The sequence below is a fragment of the Sulfurospirillum sp. 1612 genome (assembly GCF_036556685.1).
In the GTDB taxonomy this organism is placed as follows: Bacteria; Campylobacterota; Campylobacteria; order Campylobacterales; family Sulfurospirillaceae; genus JAADIZ01.
In genome coordinates, this window is the sequence record NZ_CP140614.1 from 1,718,776 (window position 1) to 1,738,318 (window position 19,543).

26 protein-coding genes are annotated in these 19,543 nt (G+C 38.7%); 10 read left to right on the forward strand and 16 right to left on the reverse strand.

Features of this window, described 5'->3' with window-relative positions; all coding sequences use genetic code 11:
- The first annotated feature begins 14 nt into the window (after positions 1 to 14).
- The 7 genes from SFB89_RS08540 to SFB89_RS08570 are packed head-to-tail and all read left to right on the forward strand — an operon-like array spanning position 15 to position 4,839.
- Positions 15 to 329: a hypothetical protein gene (locus SFB89_RS08540; RefSeq protein WP_331774267.1), complete on the forward strand. Its 315-nt coding sequence runs from the start codon at positions 15 to 17 to the stop codon at positions 327 to 329.
- On the forward strand, positions 319 to 1,506 hold the full coding sequence (locus SFB89_RS08545; protein WP_331774268.1) for an ABC transporter permease: 1,188 nt from the start codon (positions 319 to 321) through the stop codon (positions 1,504 to 1,506). Before SFB89_RS08540 ends, SFB89_RS08545 begins: the two co-directional genes overlap by 11 nt.
- Positions 1,503 to 2,180: an ABC transporter ATP-binding protein gene (locus SFB89_RS08550; RefSeq protein ID WP_331774269.1), complete on the forward strand. Its 678-nt coding sequence runs from the start codon at positions 1,503 to 1,505 to the stop codon at positions 2,178 to 2,180. Before SFB89_RS08545 ends, SFB89_RS08550 begins: the two co-directional genes overlap by 4 nt.
- Positions 2,171 to 3,133 (forward strand): hypothetical protein, encoded by a 963-nt coding sequence (locus SFB89_RS08555; RefSeq protein ID WP_331774270.1) that lies wholly within the window; start codon positions 2,171 to 2,173, stop codon positions 3,131 to 3,133. The genes SFB89_RS08550 and SFB89_RS08555 overlap by 10 nt, the downstream gene beginning before the upstream one ends.
- On the forward strand, positions 3,130 to 3,648 hold the full coding sequence (locus SFB89_RS08560; protein ID WP_331774271.1) for a hypothetical protein: 519 nt from the start codon (positions 3,130 to 3,132) through the stop codon (positions 3,646 to 3,648). The genes SFB89_RS08555 and SFB89_RS08560 overlap by 4 nt, the downstream gene beginning before the upstream one ends.
- Positions 3,645 to 4,169 (forward strand): PAS domain-containing protein, encoded by a 525-nt coding sequence (locus SFB89_RS08565; RefSeq protein ID WP_331774272.1) that lies wholly within the window; start codon positions 3,645 to 3,647, stop codon positions 4,167 to 4,169. Before SFB89_RS08560 ends, SFB89_RS08565 begins: the two co-directional genes overlap by 4 nt.
- 46 nt (positions 4,170 to 4,215) lie before the next feature.
- A complete protein-coding gene (locus tag SFB89_RS08570) occupies positions 4,216 to 4,839 on the forward strand; it encodes a Crp/Fnr family transcriptional regulator (RefSeq protein WP_331774273.1) in 624 nt (207 codons plus the stop codon).
- On the opposite strand, the gene citG is transcribed toward SFB89_RS08570, so the two are convergent.
- The 12 genes from citG to ffh form a co-directional block, all read right to left on the reverse strand.
- Positions 4,822 to 5,646 (reverse strand): triphosphoribosyl-dephospho-CoA synthase CitG, encoded by an 825-nt coding sequence (citG, locus tag SFB89_RS08575; protein WP_331774274.1) that lies wholly within the window; start codon positions 5,644 to 5,646, stop codon positions 4,822 to 4,824. The genes SFB89_RS08570 and citG overlap by 18 nt on opposite strands.
- Positions 5,618 to 6,130 carry a citrate lyase holo-[acyl-carrier protein] synthase gene (gene citX / locus SFB89_RS08580; RefSeq protein WP_331774275.1) on the reverse strand — a complete coding sequence of 171 codons (513 nt, stop codon included), beginning with the start codon at positions 6,128 to 6,130 and terminating at the stop codon, positions 5,618 to 5,620. Before citX ends, citG begins: the two co-directional genes overlap by 29 nt.
- Positions 6,131 to 7,633 carry a citrate lyase subunit alpha gene (citF, locus tag SFB89_RS08585; RefSeq protein ID WP_331774276.1) on the reverse strand — a complete coding sequence of 501 codons (1,503 nt, stop codon included), beginning with the start codon at positions 7,631 to 7,633 and terminating at the stop codon, positions 6,131 to 6,133.
- On the reverse strand, positions 7,630 to 8,511 hold the full coding sequence (locus SFB89_RS08590) for an aldolase/citrate lyase family protein (RefSeq protein WP_331774277.1): 882 nt from the start codon (positions 8,509 to 8,511) through the stop codon (positions 7,630 to 7,632). Before SFB89_RS08590 ends, citF begins: the two co-directional genes overlap by 4 nt.
- Positions 8,508 to 8,804 (reverse strand): citrate lyase acyl carrier protein, encoded by a 297-nt coding sequence (citD, locus tag SFB89_RS08595; protein WP_331774278.1) that lies wholly within the window; start codon positions 8,802 to 8,804, stop codon positions 8,508 to 8,510. Before citD ends, SFB89_RS08590 begins: the two co-directional genes overlap by 4 nt.
- Positions 8,797 to 9,819 carry a [citrate (pro-3S)-lyase] ligase gene (citC, locus tag SFB89_RS08600; RefSeq protein ID WP_331774279.1) on the reverse strand — a complete coding sequence of 341 codons (1,023 nt, stop codon included), beginning with the start codon at positions 9,817 to 9,819 and terminating at the stop codon, positions 8,797 to 8,799. Before citC ends, citD begins: the two co-directional genes overlap by 8 nt.
- Before the next feature lie 156 nt (positions 9,820 to 9,975).
- Positions 9,976 to 10,332, reverse strand: coding sequence for a 50S ribosomal protein L19 (gene rplS / locus SFB89_RS08605; RefSeq protein ID WP_331774280.1), 357 nt, complete (start codon positions 10,330 to 10,332; stop codon positions 9,976 to 9,978).
- Between the two features lie 19 nt (positions 10,333 to 10,351).
- Positions 10,352 to 11,044, reverse strand: a complete 693-nt coding sequence (gene trmD / locus SFB89_RS08610) for a tRNA (guanosine(37)-N1)-methyltransferase TrmD (protein WP_331774281.1) — start codon at positions 11,042 to 11,044, stop codon at positions 10,352 to 10,354.
- 9 nt (positions 11,045 to 11,053) lie between these two features.
- Positions 11,054 to 11,587, reverse strand: coding sequence for a ribosome maturation factor RimM (gene rimM, locus SFB89_RS08615; protein ID WP_331774282.1), 534 nt, complete (start codon positions 11,585 to 11,587; stop codon positions 11,054 to 11,056).
- A complete protein-coding gene (locus SFB89_RS08620; protein WP_331774283.1) occupies positions 11,580 to 11,825 on the reverse strand; it encodes a KH domain-containing protein in 246 nt (81 codons plus the stop codon). The genes rimM and SFB89_RS08620 overlap by 8 nt, the downstream gene beginning before the upstream one ends.
- Before the next feature lie 2 nt (positions 11,826 to 11,827).
- Positions 11,828 to 12,058 carry a 30S ribosomal protein S16 gene (gene rpsP, locus SFB89_RS08625; RefSeq protein WP_331774284.1) on the reverse strand — a complete coding sequence of 77 codons (231 nt, stop codon included), beginning with the start codon at positions 12,056 to 12,058 and terminating at the stop codon, positions 11,828 to 11,830.
- 88 nt (positions 12,059 to 12,146) lie between these two features.
- A complete protein-coding gene (ffh, locus tag SFB89_RS08630) occupies positions 12,147 to 13,490 on the reverse strand; it encodes a signal recognition particle protein (protein WP_331774285.1) in 1,344 nt (447 codons plus the stop codon).
- Positions 13,491 to 13,669: 179 nt separating this feature from the next.
- On the opposite strand from ffh, the gene SFB89_RS08635 reads away from it, so the two are divergent.
- From SFB89_RS08635 to SFB89_RS08645, 3 genes are all read left to right on the forward strand, one after another.
- Positions 13,670 to 15,001, forward strand: coding sequence for an MATE family efflux transporter (locus tag SFB89_RS08635; protein WP_331774286.1), 1,332 nt, complete (start codon positions 13,670 to 13,672; stop codon positions 14,999 to 15,001).
- 67 nt (positions 15,002 to 15,068) lie between these two features.
- On the forward strand, positions 15,069 to 15,500 hold the full coding sequence (locus tag SFB89_RS08640) for a DUF4395 domain-containing protein (RefSeq protein WP_331774287.1): 432 nt from the start codon (positions 15,069 to 15,071) through the stop codon (positions 15,498 to 15,500).
- A gap of 6 nt (positions 15,501 to 15,506) precedes the next feature.
- Positions 15,507 to 16,754 carry an aminotransferase class I/II-fold pyridoxal phosphate-dependent enzyme gene (locus tag SFB89_RS08645; RefSeq protein WP_331774288.1) on the forward strand — a complete coding sequence of 416 codons (1,248 nt, stop codon included), beginning with the start codon at positions 15,507 to 15,509 and terminating at the stop codon, positions 16,752 to 16,754.
- Here the strand turns inward: SFB89_RS08645 and SFB89_RS08650 are convergent.
- The 4 genes from SFB89_RS08650 to SFB89_RS08665 form a co-directional block, all read right to left on the reverse strand.
- Positions 16,749 to 17,942, reverse strand: coding sequence for a multiheme c-type cytochrome (locus SFB89_RS08650; RefSeq protein WP_331774289.1), 1,194 nt, complete (start codon positions 17,940 to 17,942; stop codon positions 16,749 to 16,751). The genes SFB89_RS08645 and SFB89_RS08650 overlap by 6 nt on opposite strands.
- 85 nt (positions 17,943 to 18,027) lie before the next feature.
- A complete protein-coding gene (locus SFB89_RS08655; RefSeq protein WP_331774290.1) occupies positions 18,028 to 18,507 on the reverse strand; it encodes a hypothetical protein in 480 nt (159 codons plus the stop codon).
- A 1-nt stretch (position 18,508) separates the two neighbouring features.
- A complete protein-coding gene (locus SFB89_RS08660; protein WP_331774291.1) occupies positions 18,509 to 18,811 on the reverse strand; it encodes a hypothetical protein in 303 nt (100 codons plus the stop codon).
- Complete coding sequence (locus SFB89_RS08665; RefSeq protein ID WP_331774292.1) at positions 18,808 to 19,542, reverse strand: RluA family pseudouridine synthase; 735 nt, start codon at positions 19,540 to 19,542, stop codon at positions 18,808 to 18,810. Before SFB89_RS08665 ends, SFB89_RS08660 begins: the two co-directional genes overlap by 4 nt.
- Position 19,543: the final 1 nt, after the last annotated feature.

Here is a 19,543-nt window from a genome sequence, read left to right on the forward strand (position 1 = left end):
TAATTGAGATACAGATGAATAAAAAATTGAGCGTTTCTATACTATTTTTTAGTGCGACTGTCATTCTTTTGACGTTCATACAAATTGTTTATCTTGAGAGCAGAAATACTCATATGAGCGAAAAGCGTTTGCTTGTCAAAAAAACTGCATTGCCAGATCTTGCACTCTCTACCGAAGCGCATTTTATTAGGCATCGCAGTTTGAGTGATCTCTTTTCTATTTTTAGTAATGCTCCGATGTTATTAGAGTATTTCCCCTCAACCTTTGTGTATCACTATTCTGGTGTGACACAGCAAAAAAACCCGGCAAGGATCGAGCTTGAAAAGTAAATTAAACTTCTTATTGTTTGAATTTTCTCTCTCCTCTATTTTTAGGCATGGAGCAAAAAATATCTTTATTTTTTTTGTTTTTACCCTCTTGACCTTTTTGTTAAGTTCGGTACTTTTTGTCTCTAATTCAATCAAAAGTGAGCTTGATGCGACCCTAGATTCATTACCAGATATTACCGTGCAAAAATTACAAGCGGGAAGACAAACCAATATACCCGTTTCTCGTGTTGATGAACTACTGGCTATCCAAGGAGTTAGCAAAGCCGTTCCGAGAATTTGGGGTTACTACTATTTTGCTAAGGCGGGAGTCAATTTTTCAGTCTTAGGAATTGATAGTTTTGATGATCAATATAAATCTTTGTACCGCAAACTCGCAGATCAGTATGATTTTTCAAATTTTGCTGACAAATCTTTGATGCTCGTAGGCAAAGGAGTTGATGGTATTTTAAGAGAGAATTATTATAAAGGCTATTTTAACTTTATCAAACCCGATGGTACATTTGTCAAGATGAATATCGGAGGTATCTTCACCGGTGATACCAGAATGGAATCTAATGATTTAATTTTGATGCCAAAAAGCAAAGCTTTAGAGATTTTTGGCATGCACGATGATGAAGCGACAGACATCGTCATCCGTGTTGCCAATCCTGTTGAAATCCCAAATATTGCTACAAAAATTAGTCTCAAATATCCCGATTGTAGGGTGATTACAAAAGAAGATTTGGTGATTAGCTATCAAAATATATTTGATTATAAAGGGGGACTTTTCTTGGCACTTTTTGTCATCAGTGGGTTTACATTTTTTATGATTATCTACGACAAGGCCAGTGGGCTTAGCTCTGAAGAAAAAAGAGAAATTGGAATTTTAAAAGCATTGGGTTGGAAGGTTGATGATATTTTAAAAGAGAAATTTTACGAAGCTTTTGCTATCTCCTTTCTCTCCTTTATCACCGCCATTTGTATGTCGATGTTTTTTGTCTATTTTTTAAATGCCCCATTCTTGCGCAATATTTTTATCGGATACTCTACTTTAAAACCCGATTTTATCTTGCCTTTTAGTCTCAATTTTCAAACGCTTTCGGTCATCTTTTTTGTGACCGTCCCAATTTATATCGCCGCCACAATCGTCCCATCATGGCGTGTGGCATCGATGGATGCAGATGAGGTGATGCGATGATTGAGTTCAAAAATGTCAGTAAAGTATTTGAAGTCGGCAACAAAAACCGCGTCACAGCGCTTCATGATGTCAATTTTAGTATCAATAAAGGAGAAATTGTCCTTTTAGAAGGTCCAAGTGGTAGTGGGAAAAGTACAATTTTATCACTCTTGGCAGCATTGAGTAAACCAAGTAGTGGCGAAATCATCGTCGCACAGAAAAGAATTTCAAAACTAAGCGATGATTTTACAGCAATCTTTAGACGTGAAAATATCGGATTTATCTTTCAAAAGTTCAATCTCATTCCCACACTAAGTGCAAAAGAAAATGCGATGGTACCGCTCATCCCATCAAATCCTGATGTCAAACAACTTGAAGCACACATTCATACCTTATTTGAAAAATTTTCGATTTTGCCAAAATTAAATATCATGGCAAAAAATCTCTCAGGAGGAGAACAACAGCGTGTCGCAATCTCAAGGGCGCTTATTAATAATCCCTCTATCATCATTGCTGATGAACCCACAGCAAATCTTGATAAATCGCTCTCTTTAGAGTTTATAGAGATTGTCAAAAAGCTCAAAGATGGTCACAATACTATTATTATTGCCTCTCATGATCCACTCTTTTTTGATTTGGATTTTATCGATAGGCGCATTTACATCAAAAATGGAGAGATAGACTCATGCTCTTAACGCCTGAAATTATTTCGATTTTAACGCTTGATTTTATCTTTTTAGCCTTTGGGTTGATTGCCTTTTTGATTAGTCTCAAAATCTATCTCAAATGGAATATCGATTCAACACGCCCAGAACAATACAAACTCGAAAAACAGAGCCATTTGGTAGCGACAATTATCAAGTACATCTTTATTTTAAAATTGCCGTTATTCCTATTTTTTGTCTTCACCTCCGATAAACTCTCTCACGTCATACCAGGAGCCATGTGTGCCGCAGGTGTGGTGGATTCTGTGAATTTTAGTACTGAAATGTTTTTCTTCAAGATATTAAACTTATATATCTTTGGGTTTTGGTTGGTGCTACACTCTTATGATATCAAAAATGAAAAACTCCCCTTTACCCGGTATAAATTTTTGCTCTATTGTATCGGCTTTATTTTATTGGTCATTGAGATATTTTATGAAATTTCATTTTTTACCTCATTGGATATTAGCAAAATTGTCAGTTGTTGCGGGACTATCTTTTCTACCGCTTCTACTTCAGGTTTGGCCTTTATCTTCCAAATCGATAACCGCTATTATGTCATAGCGTTTTATCTCTCATTGAGTGTAGTTTTTCTCTTTTATTGGCTCAAAAATGATTTGCTTTTTTTAATCTCAAATTTCATTTATCTCATCTTATCCATCATTTCATTGATTATGTTTTTTGGGACGTACATCTATCAATTACCGACACACCATTGCCCTTTTTGCATGCTACAAAAAGATTACTATTATGTTGGTTATGGGCTATATATCAGTCTTTATATCGGGACATTTTACGGTATAAGTGGAGCCATAATGGGCTTAATACTTAAAAAACAGCAAAAGAGATACTACAATATCTCAATCACTTTTAATATCATATATGCGCTCATTGTCAGTGCGTATGTGATGGTTTATTTTATAAAAAATGGAGTATGGCTATGATTAAAAAAACGATTTTAATACTGCTACCTATCTTGGTATTAGCAGGACTGTTTTATTACAAAACAACACAAAATATGACAGCAGAAGATATCAAAAATACCGACAAAGTACCACTCGAGTTCCAAGACAATAAAATTCAATGCCCGGTATGTAAGATGTACTTAGTAGGGAAAACTTTTAGTGCGCAAGTCATTACCAAAGATCACAAAACACATTTTTTTGATGATCCAGGATGCGTGGCACTATGGCTTGAGTCCAATAAAATCGATAAAAAAGATGTCACCATCTGGATTTATACTATTGATACCAAACGTTACATCGATGCAACAAAAGCACATTATAGTATTTATGATTATGCCGATCCGATGCATTATGGATTTGGAGCGTATGAGCATAATAAAAAAGGCTTTATCGACTTTGATGAGATGGTACTAAGAATGCTGCGAGGTGAGAATATGACCAATCCAAAAATCAGAAAAAAAATATTACAAGATTTAAAAAAGGATCAACAATGAAAAGACCAGAACCAAGAGATGAAGAGATCATCCTAAATAGAAATAAATATATCGAATCCCAAACCGACACCAAAGGAATTATCACCGATTGTAATGATTATTTTGCCGAAATTTCAGGATATACCAAAGAAGAGCTCATCGGAAAAGCACACAACCTCATCCGACATCCCGATATGCCACGCATCATCTTTAAACTTCTTTGGAATCGTATTCAAAATGGTCATAACATCATTGCCGTTATCAAAAACCTGGCCAAAGATGGCAGATATTATTGGGTTTTTACACATTTTGAGATTATTCGTGACATCAATACAAAAGAGATAACAGGTTATCGGGCCTATCGTAAATATGTCTCCAAACATATCACGGCGGTCCTGACTCCTTTGTATAAAAAGTTGGTTGAACTGGAAAAAGAAGGGGGCATGGAAGCGAGTGAAACCTATCTCAATGCCTTTTTAAAAGAAAAAGGTGAGCATATTACAATCGACAATCTTATGGAAGAAATCTATAGATTTTATTAGTCTTAGTATGGTATCATAGCGTTTAATCCATATAAGAGAAGTCACCATGAATCAAACGCTTAGAGAATTAGAACTGTTTAAAGAATTAAATGATGAAGAGGTACAATATCTCGCTAGTATATCCGTATTGAGGTCTTATGATAAAGACAGTATCGTGTTTTATAGCGGCGAGGAATCCTCGTACCTCCATGTCCTCATAGAGGGAAGTGTCAAGATTTATAAAAGTACGCAGAAAAACAATGAGATTACACTCAAAAAAATCACACGCCCCTCATTAATTGCTGAATTATCCAACTTCAAACACATTCCATACCCATCAAATTGTGCCACGCTGAGTGACTCAAAAATCTTATTGGTGGATTATAAAAAGTTTGAAGAAATCATCTTGCAAAATAGCAGTTATCTCAGACGTTTTATGGATTCGATGGCTGAATCATTGGTAGACCTCAATAGAGTCGTCGCGACTTTTGCCCTCGATGCTACGGCCAAAGTGGCAAAATATATCTTTGAATTTGAAGAAGACTTTAAAAAAAATACCTTCATTCAATCCGCCACGCTTCTTAATATGACCCCTGAGACGTTCTCACGAAGTATCAAAAAGCTCAAAGATGAAGGAGCGTTGCGTGATAAAAAAACAGCCGATAAAGAGAAATTAAAAGACTACTTCTAAGCGAGCAATCAACCACGTCAGACAGAGCAAATCCGCGCTACCTCCGGGGGAGAGATTTTTGGCGGTAAATTCCTGATCCAAGCGCCGTAATGCTGTATCTAAATCTGAGATTTTTGTGTTCTTGAGACATTGTTGTGATTTGTGCTGCACAAAAGTGAGCCCGGCTAATCCTCCTCTTGCAAAAAGATTACTATCTTCAGATTGGCTCATGATAAACAGTAAGGTCATCTTTAAGGCGATGTCATCACCGTAGTGTTGCTGCTTTTCTAAGAAAAAAGGCAAGGATTGATGAAAAATCGTAGGATACCCATTTTGAGCCTCCCCTCGTATACCGCTTTTTTTAGTATCATGATAAAACTGCTCACCATGCGTCATCGCGTGATGCAATAAACCAAAATCTTTTTGTACCAAATCTTTACAGATTTTTTTGATCATCGTTTGCAAATTTTGATAGGTCAATGAAAAAGGACTCGTTTGCAACTTCCCCATGGCTCCTAAAATCACAGCAAGAGAGAAAACCATCCCTTTATGCGTGTTGATTCCTTGGGTTGCGGCAAACATCGCATCTTCACACAATTTTCCCACACGTCTGAGTTCCTCAAAGAGATATTTTAACTCTTTATTTTGTGTTCCCACTTCAAAAAAAATCAGAGCAAACGGCTTGATGGCATGGGCACTTTTATAAAAAGTTTGGATATCCATATCCACATGGGCACCATTGTTCTCTTTATCAACCAAACCGGGTTTTGGGGTGAGTTCTACTTCTTTGATTAATGCCTCAAAGACGAGTTTTTCGATTGTGCTCAAAGTGTTCTACTTTTTCATGAATATGTCTCAATAATGCTGCCAGTGAATGGGTCTGTTCTCTAGCACACACAATAGCGGGTCGGTCGCAAAGGTAGCACGTTCGTTTGGCACTAAGTTGTGCCGCTCTTGAGAGAATCATGCCCTGCTCATCCATCACATCAAGATCCATAAATCGCCCCAATAAATGCGTCTCTTCTATCGAAATCATCGCATTTTTTAGCTCATGCGCGTTTGCATGAACACAAAAAATAGCTTCAAAACCACTAGGAGTATTGAGATTTATCTCTGTCATGATATGAAATTTTTGCTGTTTTATCTCATGCAAAGCCGCTTCAAAAATCACACGAGCATCATGAGAGGATTTTTCTCGGCCGGGAATATTAATACTGATTGAAATCAGAGGAAGATGATAGGTGGCAATCATCTCCTTTTGTCTTCTCGCCCGTGCCTCTTTAGCTTCTAAGATTTGCTCCGGTATTACCATTTATGCCAGTGCCTTGACAACATCCAAAATAGACCCATCGCGATAACGAATCGTGGCGACTACTTTATCGCTGTATGCGATATCCTTTGGTTTACCACATATTTTGATTGCTTTTTCATAAAGTGCATCGATATCAATCAATGTAATCCCTGCTTTTTTTAATCGTTGTTTTAATTCAGGATTCTTAGGATTCACCGCAACGCCCTGATCGGTCACCAAAACATCTACGGTACTACCGGGTGTGATGATGGTATTGACGCGTTTCACCACAGTAGGAATCCGACCACGCGTCAGCGGTGCCACGATGATGGAGAGTTTGGCTTCAGCTGCCGTATCACAATGTCCACCACTCGCACCTCTAAGGAGCCCTTTTGAACCGGTGATTACATTAACATTAAAATCTAAATCAATTTCAAGCGCACTTAAAACGACAACATCCAACTGTTTGACAGCCGCACCTTTGGAGCTGGGATTGGCATATTGATTGGCGCTTATTTCGATGTGATTGGGATTTTCACCCAATGATTTGGCGGCAAATTCATCAAAACTTTGCACATCCAATAACGTTCTGACTTGTCCTTGTTTGAGCATATATACCAAGGTCCCCGTAATACCACCGAGTGCGAAACTGGCCGTTATATTCTCCTCTTGCATCTTTTCACTCAAGAAAATCGTCGTAGCCAATGAGGCACCACCGGTACCGGTTTGAAGGCTGTATCCCTCTTTAAAATATCCAGAATTGACGATCACTTTAGCCGTCCTTCTAGCCAAAAGTAACTCTTTGGGATTGGTCGTCATTCGCGTCGCACCTTCGCCGATTTGAGAAGGGTCTCCCACTTCATCAACCAGCACAATAGCATCCACTTCATCTTGTGAAATAGAGGCTGGAAAATTAGGATACTCTTCCAAACTCTCGGTAATCATGACAACATACTTGGCATAATGTGCATCGCTCATCGCATACCCCAGTGAACCGCATTTTGACCGTCCCTTGTATCCTGTGGCATTTCCAAATTTATCACTAATAGGCACCCCAATAAAGGCCACATCGATGTTAAGTTCTCCAGATTGTATCAAATGTACCCTTCCCCCATGGGAGTGGATTTGAACTGGCTTTTCCATGAGGCCATGAGAGATGGCTTCCCCCAGTTTACTGCGCAATCCTGACGTATAAATCTGTGTCACCACTCCATTTTTGATATGCTCTATTAAGGGGTCATGCACACTAGCTAAAGAACTCGGTGCCAAAGTCAAATCTTTAAACCCCATCTTGGCAATCACATCCATGACTTTATTCAATACCTTATCTCCGCCACGAAAAGCATGGTGAAAGGAGATAGTCATCCCATCTTTGAGCCCAGAGCGTCGAATACTCTCTTCAATACTCGCACATAATTTTGAATCTCTCTCAGCCTCTGTGATATTTTTCTCTTTTTTTTCAAAAAATTTTTCTTGATTTGGCGTCAATACCGCTTTATTTTTTATATCATTGTCATTTATCATTCATCACCTCCTAGCATCCCCGATGCTTTGGCCAATTCTAACGTCCATTCTGCTCTTAGTATCACCGGTGCATCGACCATTTTCCCATCAATGGACACGACGCCCAAATTATTTTCTTTGGCATCTTTTGCCGCTTCGATGACATCAAGTGCCCACTCAACATCTTTTTTGGAAGGGGCAAATACTTTATGTAAAATCGAAATTTGATTGGGGTTAATCAAAGATTTACCATCAAATCCCAACCCTTTGATATATTCGGCCTCATGAATAAATCCCTCTTTATCCTTGACATCAGAAAAGACAGAATCAAAAGCATTGATTTTAGCAGCCCTAGCAGCTAATAAAATCTGGGCACGTGCAGCCACTAATTCAGATCCACTCTTGGTTCTTTGCGTGTGCAAATCACGGACAAAATCTTCAGCCCCCAAAGCAATCCCCATCAATCGATCACTACATCGTGCAATATCAACCGCATTGACAACCCCTTGCGCACTCTCAATAGCGGCTAAAAGTTTGGTTTTTTTCTTGCTACCGATTTTCTTTTCAATCTTCTCCACCACAGCTTGCATTTGCAACACATCTTCCACGCTATCTGTTTTAGGGAGTCTGATAATATCCGTCCCTGCTCGTATCACCGCCTCGATATCCAAAAGTCCATAACTACTATTGAGCGGATTAACGCGTACGGCGGTTTCTAAATTGGCATAAGTAAAATGTTGCAAAGCATGGTAAACCATCAATCGGGCAGAATCTTTTTCACTGAGTGCTACTGAATCTTCCAAATCAAACATCACCGTATCGGGTCTATAAATAAAAGCGTTACAAACCATCGCCGTATTGGAACCAGGCACAAAAAGCATACTTCTTCTTAATTTCATAATTTTTCCCATGTTATCTCAGCGTCTTCACTCGCTCTTAAAATGGCCGCTTGAACTCTTGCTTTTATCACAAAATCCAAAGCACCTTTATCTTGCACCGCAATACTGATAGCATGAACACCCAAGCGATTGACTACTTCCATAATAGAGGCTCTAATGTCATCACCATACAGCTCTTCCACACTGCTTTGCAGTTCGATTTTAATCGTATCTTCTTCTAAGGGCACCACTTCCACGAAGGCATCGCTAGACTCCAAAGTGCCGGCAATGGCGCGTTTTTTTATTTTATTCATGTATTCTCCTGTTGGTGTTTAAAAACTCAAAAGTACTCTTAGGTACCAATTCTTTTAAAAGTTCGAGATTATTATCGCACAAGAGTTGTCGTACTCTTGAGGCCGAAATGGGTAGTGAATGATGCTGACATCTTGGCACTTCAATGACTTCGATTGGATCTGATTGTGAACGCTCATCTTCGAGTACTTTTTTCATATTTTGATTATAATTATCCGTAACAACACAATACGGTTCTGTCCCCACAAACCGATGAGTAATCCCCAAAACTGGGGCAATATGATCCCTAAAAAGGCTCAAATCAAGCTGGGCATAAGTCGCATCAATCTTTCGTTTGTCTTTGATAAAATAGGTCGGAAAGGTTGTCTTGGAGATAATATAATCAGACCCCTCATGAATCGTCACATTTTTTATATGAGCCACACCTTGCTTGACAAGTTCTAATCGGTCTTTGAATTTAAATTCGGAGGCATCCTCTCGCACAACAAAAAGGTGCAACCAATCACAGGCACGGCTAGCCTGCTCAGCCAAATATTGATGTCCTAGGGTAAACGGATTGGCATTCATGACAATACTGCCTATCGTACGCCCATTTTGTTTCTGTGATTTGAGAGATTGTTTATATTTATGAATATTTTGATTGTTTTCCATCAAAATGACACTGTTTTTGTATTTTTGAATGAGGTGAAAGCCACAGCCTTCAAAAAGAGCTTGATTGTTAGGAGTGCTAAAGAGAAACAAATCTTTTTGGTTTCTTTCATAGGCGATATTAATCAACCCCGTCATCAGTGCGAGGATAATCCCCTCACCTCGTCTCTGTGGTAAAACCGCGATACCTTTTAATATTTTGCCAGAGAGTCCTCCCACCGCGATGAGTTCATCATGATCTTTGGCCGTCACGAATATATCCATACCAGAAGGAAGTTCTAAACCAAGGTTTTCTAAAAAAACTTTTATTTTCTCAACGCGCCTGATATTTGAGCTATAAACTTCTGAAAATTTTATTTCTGGGTTCACAAATATCCTATCACATCTATAAATTTCACGCCATTATAGCACGTATAGCTTTTTATTAGTTTAGTAGTTATGAATTAGGATTCGTTTTCGTAGAATAAATCTATCCTCGAAGAGGAAAGGAAGTGTTAAGCGACCCTGAGGGCCGCCTTTTGTGGATTATTTTCTAAGTTCTCTAATTTTTGCAGCTTTTCCGCGTCTTTCTCTAAGATAAAATAATTTAGATCTTCTTACACGGCCTTTTCTAAGCACAGTAATGGTATCAATGCTATCAGAGTATAGAGGAAAAATTCGCTCTACGCCGATTGAGTTTGCACCGATTTTTCTTACGATAAAAGTACAACCCGTACCCGTACCTCTTTTTGCAATACAAACGCCTTCAAAATTTTGAACTCTCTCTTTTTCGCCCTCTTTAATCTTAACAGCAACTCTTAGTGTATCGCCTGCTCTAAAATCAGGTACGTTTTTCTCAGTAACTTGTGCTTGTTCAAAAGCTTCTACATATTTATTTCTCATCAGATAATCCTTTTTAATCTCAATGCTTTATATTTTTACGACAAAATAAGTCTGGTCTGAAATATTGCGTCTTCAGAATAGACATTTCATTTTTTAAGGTGCTGATTTTAGCATGATTTCCCTTTAAAAACTCTGAGGGGATTTCATAATCTTCATATTTTTTTGGTTTTCCAAAAGAAGGTGCTTCCAAGAGTCCCTCTTCAAAACTCTCTTCCATCAAAGAATCAACATTGCCCAACACGCCTTCGATGTTTCTGCTTATCGCATCACACATCACTAAACTCGGCAACTCGCCACCGGTGAGTACGTAATCTCCTATCGAAAACAACTCATCTCCAAATACTTCTATTACCCGTTCATCAATACCCTCATACCGACCACTGACAAAAACAATATGCTCTTTTTTTGATAATCTTTTTGCATCAATTTGCTTAAAAGGCTTACCCGCCGGTACCGGAAAGACAATATGTGCTTGGGGGTCTTGTTGTTTTATGTGACGTAAGACATCAAACAAAGGTTGAGTAAACATCAAAAGACCAGCACCGCCACCTGCTTGGTAATCATCAACTTTGTGATGTTTATTGCGGGTATAATCTCTAGGATTTTCAAAATTGATCTCGATGATTTTCGCATCTAGGGATCGTTTTAATATAGAATCTTCAAAATACGGTGCGATAAGATTTTCAAAAAGCGTCACAAAGGTAAAGGTCATGATGATACTTTATGAGTGTTCTAACAATCCGTAGGCATCTTTCGTCAAGACGATTTTTGCTTCAGGATCAAATCGTTGGATATATCTTTCGATATAAGGGACATAAAAGATTTTGGGTAGATTTTGTGCCACGAGTTTAGGATCTGTTTCAATCAATAAATAATCACATGAGGCAATACGTTCAATATCTTGAACGACGCCTAACACTCGTGACTCTTCTTGGACTGAAGCTCCAATCACATCAAACCAAAAGAACTCATCTTCTTGTAGATGACAATGTGAACTTGAGTCTTCTTTGCTAGTAAAAAGATTGGCATTCACCAACGGGGCAGCGGATTCTCTAGTGTGATGTTCTTTGAAGATGACCGTACCTTTGGCAGGATGATACGTCTCAATCGTCAATCGTCTATCATGATCACTCAAAAACGATGCGCCCGGCTTAAATTGCTCGGGAAAATCACATTGGATATGGAGTTTTAACTCACCCCGTAAGCCGACAAGTCGCCCAATCTTGGCAACTTGTAATAGCTCTGTATCACTCATCGTTCGCTTTAACACTCACTCTGTATGATTTTCCATCTTTTGCTTTGCATCCTGATATGATAGTCTTCAAAGAATTTATCATTTTTCCGTCTTTTCCTATCAATTTGCCAGTATCGCCTTTATTGGCAAAAATAGTGATTTCACAAAAAGTATCATCAATGTCTTTTTTTTCGACTTTTACAGATTCAGGATTATCAACTAAAAGTCTTGCAAATTCATAAAAAAATTGATCGATCATGATTATATGCCGGAGATTTTTGCTACCCTGTCGCTTATTTTTGCGCCGACACTTTTCCAGTAGTTCAATCGTTCCATGTCAATATTTACGACTACTGGATCTGATACTGGATTATAATATCCAATTGATTCAATCCAACCACTGTCTCTTCTTTTTCTACTATCTGTTACTACGACTCTATAAAATGGTTTTTTCTTTCTTCCCATTCGAGTTAATCTTACTGCTGTTGCCATTGATATGGTCTCCTTAAAAAAATTTACGACTTAGATGTACATGTAGCATCACATATACATATAAATAGTAGTATATTGCTCAACTATTTTATCTTGGTATGCCTTGTCTATTGGACGCCGATAGCATATTTTGCAAATCTTGCATCCCTCGTTTTCCTGAAAATTTCTTGGCCATTTTAGCTGCATTTTTAAATTGCTTCAAAAATCTATTGACTTCCATCTGGGAGAGTCCGGCACCTTCGGATATTCTTCTTTTTCTACTGTTATTTAAAAGATCAGGATTTTCTCGCTCTTTTTGAGTCATGGAGCCAATCATTGCTTTGATGCGCTTCATCTCAACCGAATTTTCCAAATCGACATCTTTGAGTTGTCCGGCCACAGAAGAGAGTCCGGGAATCATTCCCATCAAAGATTTCATACTTCCTAATTTTTTCATTTGCTCCATTTGAGCTAAAAAATCATTGAAGTTAAATTGACCTTTTTTAATCTTGTTGGTGAGCTTTTTCGCCTCTTTTTCATTGATAACCGCACTGGTTTTCTCCGCCAATGTTTCAAGATCTCCCTCGCCCATCAAACGATTGACGATACGATCTGGCATAAAAAGTTCTAAATCCGCAACTTTTTCACCCACCCCGATAAATCGTAATGGCACACCGACTTGACTCGCAATACCAAGGGCAACACCGCCTTTGCTATCCCCATCATATTTACTGAGGATGACACCGCTAATGCCCATCTTTTCATGGAAGGTATTAGCACTGCGTACCGCATCTTGTCCACTGAGAGAGTCCGCTACATAAAAGACTTCATCCGGGTCTAGCGCCTTATTTACATCGCCTAATTCTTGCATCAATTCTTCATCAATTGCCAAGCGTCCTGCGGTATCCACAATCAACACATCATACAATCCTGCTTTGGCTTTTTTCAACGCTTCTTTAGCGATTTTGACGGGATTTGATTCTTGCTCATTTGCATATAAATCAATCTCATTTTGCTCGCACAGTTGCTTGAGTTGTTCCACTGCTGCCAATCGCTGTAAGTCACACGCCGCAATCAAGACTTTCTTTTGTCGTTGCTTGAGATAATTTGCTAATTTAACCGTAGTGGTCGTTTTACCACTTCCTTGCAGACCAATCATCAAAGCCACCGTTGGAGGCTTAGAAGAAAAGACAAATCCTTGTCTTCCTGGTGCGCTTAGGATGGTGTTTAAGTTTGTTTTGAGAGATTTTAAAAAATTTAGCTGTCCAATGCCCGCTTGTTTTGTTTCTAATTCTACGGTTCTCAAAAGGTCTTTGACGACTTTATGATGAACATCAGCTTTTAACAATGATTTTTTGAGCGTATCCAAGGCTTTTTTCAAAGACTTTTCGTCATCTGCAAATCGAATTTTGTTAATAGCGGTCTTAAACGAATCAGTTAAAACTCCAAACAATACCTATCCTTTTATATATATTTAATGCGTATTACCCCATTAAAGGAATGCAATAGTACACAAAAATTGCTTTAAGTTAGATAAAAGAAAATATAATACCCTCTTTGTCAGGACTCATTATTAAGAAAACTTAACTATAATTCATCCAATAAATATCAATCAGGAAAGAGAACAATACCATGGATACCGATCTCACTCAAGGCTCTGTAAAGAAACATCTTCATGCCATTGCCTTACCCTCAGCCATCGGCTATGTTTTTCAGACGATGTTCAACGTAACCGATACTTTTTTTGCCGGTCAAATTTCAACACAAGCAGTCGCCGCACTCTCTTTGACTTTTTCTATCTTCTTCATGATAATTGCACTCGCTGGTGGGATGAGTCAAGGGGTCACCGCCCTGATTGGCAACGCTCTTGGAGAAAACAACAAAGACCATGCCAAACAAATGGTCATGCATTCGTTTATATTGTTTGTTGTCTTATCAGTGACACTGTGTATTATCGGACTCTTTTTTGCACCCTATCTCATGAGACTCTTAGGAGCTCATGGCGCCTACTTAAAAGAGGCCCTTGCTTATATTAATATTATTATCTATGGGTCATCATTTTTTATTGCCGTCTTTTTTACCAATGCCATCCTCATCGCTATTGGCAATACAAAAGTCTTTCGAAATTTTTTAATTTTTGGATTTTTTTTAAATACCCTTTTGGATTACTGGTTTGTCAAAGGAGGATTTGGTATCCCAGCTATGGGAGTGAGAGGGATTGGATTGGCCACGATTATCATCGAATTTATAGGCATGGTCTATTTATTTATCCATCTAAAACGTTCGTATCTTTTAAAAAATATGCCACGATTCAAATTTGATAGTACGATATTGTATGCATTTGTCAAACAAGGCTTGCCCCCGACTGCCAATATGCTATTGATGGCCTTAGGGATGTTTATCATCACGTATTTCATCGCGATTTTTGGCAAACATGTCGTGGCTGCTTATGGTATATCGGTGCGAATCGAACAAATCTTTTTATTGCCGAGCATCGGTATCAATGTGGCCGTTTTATCCATCGTTTCTCAAAATAATGGCGCCAAATTATACACAAGAATCAAAGAGACTGTCGATTATGCGCAAAAACTTGGCTTGATATTATGGATTTTAGGGATGATTCTTATCTATCTGTTTGGTAGGGATTTGATGCTTATTTTTACAAAAGATTCACAGGTTATTTCCGCGGGATTGGGATACCTCTACGCCGCAGCAACCTCTTTGTACGCTTATATGCTTGTCTTTATCAATATCTCGTTGCTTCAAGGCATCAAAAAACCAGCCCTTTTGGTCTATCTGAGTTTGGCGCGGCAATTGATTGTCCCCATTTTACTTTTTAGTGCGTTAAAATACTTTTCTATGCCTCTTATTTTTTATTGGTATGGTATTGTCATGATGATTTGGTTGTCTGCTTTTTTTATCCTGTGGTATGCCAAAAGAGAATTAAATATATTAAATCTATAGATTTACTTGACTTTAAAAATTATTTAGCTATAATTCATAATAATTTCTAATATATGAAGGATTACCTATGTCACAATCATGCCCGATATCAAACCGAAAAATCAATGGCAATCTGGTACGTGTTTATTCGATTCAAGTTGTCCTCTTAGGCATGCTCTTACTGATCACGACCATGCCGATATTTGCACTCATTTTATTATATGATTTTTCGATTAGAGCATTGCGTCTTCCCAATCTCAGTCCCATCCATTTGATTGGCAAATTTATCATAGAAACACTTCATATCAAACCCGAGATGACCGATGAAGCACCCAAGCGCTTTGCCCTTTTTATTGGACTCTTTTTTTCACTCTCACTCAGCATTTTATATGCAGGAGGATCATTCGTACTTGGTGCTGTGATTGCAGGTATCTTAGTTGTGTGTGCCCTTCTTGAGGCACTATTTAATTATTGTGTCGGATGCAAAGTGTATCAACTGTTGCAATTGCTAAAAAAGTAGTGCCCGATGGTAGATTTTGATTATTATAATACGCTATTGGTACAACATATTGGTGACAAAGTCGGAGCAACCGCACCAACAATCACGCCATCTGCTTCTTATGGATATCGCGATGCCAACGAAGCTGAGGCCATTTTTGCGGGGAGAGAAAATCTCCCACTTTATGCTAGAGTCGGAAACCCCACCAATGCAAAATTAGAATCTGTTGTGAGCCTTGTAGAAGGCGGCGTAGGTGCGATTGCCACCTCATCTGGAATGGGCGCACTCTCTATGGTATTGACTGCGTATTTAAAAGCAGGAGATGAAATTCTTTGTATCGGTGGTTTTTTTGGAGGAACGTACTCTTTGGTTGATGAAACATTGCGTCGCTTTGGTATTACAAATAGCTTTTGCGACGTGGATGATTTTGCACACCTAGAATCGCGTTTGCAAGCTGGAATCAAGATGGTGTTGATGGAGAGTGTGGGCAACCCGTCTTTGCGTCTGCCTGATCTCCAAAAGATTGCAAATTTATGTGCCACCTACCAGACATTACTCGTCGTTGACAATACCGCCACTCCTCTTTTGGTACAACCCTTACAATTAGGAGCAGACATCGTCATCCACTCATCAACCAAAAATATGAGTGGGCATAGTGCCGCACTGGGGGGCATCGCTGTCTTTCGAAAATACACCCCGGGTGATAAACTTCAAAACAAGAAGTATCATGATATCCATCCCCTGCTTGAAAAATTGGGGGAGAAGGCCTTGATGGGGATTGCCAAAAAAAGAGCGCTGCGCGATATGGGGATGAGCGCCAATGCCTTTGGGTCTTTTTTAACGCTTCTGGGTCTTGAAACGCTAGCACTCAGAATGCCACGTGTCAATGAAAACCTGACACAGATAGTCACCCAACTGCATGCTTCCATTGGTCATAAAATCGTCATCCATCACCCCTCTTTAAAGACTGATAAACATCATGATAGATATGTACAGCATTTTGCTCAAGGTTGTGGTCCTATCTTTACGATTGATTGTCATACCAAAGCTCGCGCCTATGCACTTTTAAATCAGCTCAAAAGGGTCACATTAACGGCCAATATCGGTGATAACAGAACATTGGCACTCCATATGGATAGCACCATCTTTAGAGAATTTTCTCCTGAAGCAAAACGTTTCTTAGGTGTCAATGAAGGGTTGATACGCGTTTCTGTTGGGCTAGAAAGTCCTGAACACATTGTCCAAGACTTTCTACAAGCCGCTTCGTATTTATAACGCGATATCAGTATCAATAATAGGGTATTTTTTCACAAATATTGGATCTTTGATATGTAAAAGTGGTACCAAGCTTTTTTTGACCAAGCGGTACCAAATCGCAACCTTTGCTTGCGTTGCTCCGGTTGGAATTTTGAGTTTGTATGTTCGCTTTTCATAAGGGTTTAACCGTGTATCTGAAGCCATTTTCGTCGCGATATATGCCAATGTTTCAGCGCCATGCTTATCAACATAGAGCGTATTGATGCGTTTGATTAACGTCTTTAATCGTTTGGAATTTTGATAATATGAGACTTCAATCACAATCTCGCGTCCGGTAAAACCTGTGGGGAGTTTGTGTGGCGTGATATTCTCCAAATCTAACAGCAATGTATCATTATGTTTTGATGTTTGGAGTTTCAGAGCACTTTTGAGAATATCGCTATTTCTAGCCCCCTTGAAAAGATGCGCTCGAGTCTCTCTCTCAACGGCTTTGACTTTTCCTTGTACGATAGGGGCGATGATACTTTTTTCATGTTTTGACATGTGACAATCGACACATTTTTGATCACTTTTAACAGAATCGTATTCTAATCCCGTAGCATAAAAGTAGACCCCTTTTTCTTTGTATCCATCATGACAGACTTTACACAAAGTATTCACATCATCTCTAAAGTAACTTTTCTGAACCATTTTATGATAGGTTGTCCGATGACTCTCTTTAAAAGGCCCTGACATCACGTTACTCGGCCCAAAAGTCACCGCTTCAAAACCACGGGTATTCAGATGGTGTGTTTGCTTGATATTGGCAATATTATGACAGATAATACAAGAAATTCCATCTTGTGCTGTTTCATTATGAATTGCTTGATGAACTGCTTTTGTCTCTTGGGTTTCAATGCCTAAAGCTTTTGAAATCGCATAAGAAGCATCCACCTTTTTTACGCCCATCTTTGGACTGTGGCATTGCGCACAATTTACTTCTAAATCTTCTGCGCTTTTATAACTCATTGAAGCCATATAATCTAATACCTTGGCATAAAGAATATTAGAACTCCTATTGGACCTCGAATGCCATGTACTTTTCCAATCTTTGCCTTGTTGAACATGGCACCCCACACAATATTTACTACTAGAATAACGCTCTGGAATTTTAGCCTCTAAAGTCTGCGCCCACAGAACCAAGAGAATGACAAAAATACGTATCATGATAACCACTCCTGAAGGGATATTCATTTATTATACTAATATTTTTATTAAGTTGTTATTAAGTTATCATTTTAAAATAGTCCGGTTATACCCTCATCCAACCGTGCATTTTTTTAGCAGAAATAGCATCATATTCGGCATCTAAATCGATAGTATTAATCGCCACGAAATTATTCTCTTCCAACAGCATAGCAACCATATCGGCATCTTGCTTTTTCACTACGATAAAGAGATTGGCTGCATTTTTAATCGCACGATAAATCTTTTTTGAGATCTCTTTTAACCTACTCACATCATCCAAGTCCGCTAATAAAAATAAAAAATCGTATTGAAGAGATTTGCTATTATAAACCGCATTGTCAAAAGAAAAAGATTCTTCATGAATCAACGCATCATGATAGGCATGAGGCATCTGTAAATATTTGATATAAAGGTTCGCCTCAATAGTATGACTGAAATCGACTAGTTTTGATACACTCTCATGATGAGCATCATCGACAATCAGGGCGATATTTTGTCCCGGATGAGGAGGAATCACTTCAAACAACATTCCAATATCATACATATTAAGCTCCTAATTGATGCAATTCTTTAAAAATAAAAGCTTCAACAATATCATCAACAAATCTTTGAGTCGGCGCCACCAACACTTCAATACCCTCATCTTGAAAGGGACGTACCTCTTCTTCTTGATGCTGTACGATAATATAATCTACTAACTCTGGTATGGCGCTATGTGAATCATAAAAACCTTGCTCTTTGATGGTACCACCTTCAAGGAGGATTCCCATCCAAGAGACGCGATCTTTTAGAGGACAAATGGCAAGTTCATCGAGATCTTTTGAAGCCACCGGTATTATCATCATCATCCGGCAAACCTCGCAAACTCTTTGGGTTCAGGACTGATAAATTCATATCCTAAGAGTGAGATTTTATGGGCATGCAACATCAAGCGCTTGGATTCTCTGCCGCCATAGGTAGTATCACCAAGAATTGGAAATCCAAGACTTTTGAGATGCACGCGTATTTGATGTGTTCGGCCTGTTTCGATGACAACTTTGATTTTGGATTGTTTGCCCTCCACCATCATCGGCGTGATGTGCGTGATGGCATCTTTGCCATTTTTGCTGATTTTACTATAAACAATATTGCCTTTTTTAATGCTGATAATCGGCTCATTAACACTGATGGGCTCGACAATCTTGCCACTCACTACAGCAAGATACTCTTTATACACTGTTCTGTTTTTAAAAGCGCTAATCGCCTCTTTTTGAAAGGTTTCATCCTTTACAAGCAAGACCACGCCACTTGTCCCTTTGTCAAGACGGTGTAAGAGTTTGGCATCAAACTTTTTTTCGACCTCATCAGAGGTGAGAAATGCCGGTTTGTCCACAGCAATCAAAAACTCATCTTCAAATATGACTTTGACTTCGGCTAACTTTTCAACGCGAAATTTTGCATCTGCTTCTAAAAGACCTCGTGCTACATTGATTTTCTTACCTTGGCAATAGACCAATCCTCGGTCAATCAACTCTTTTGCCACGCGGTTGGATATCCCCTCTTGCATGGCCAATAATTTATATGCTTTTTCTTTTTCCATT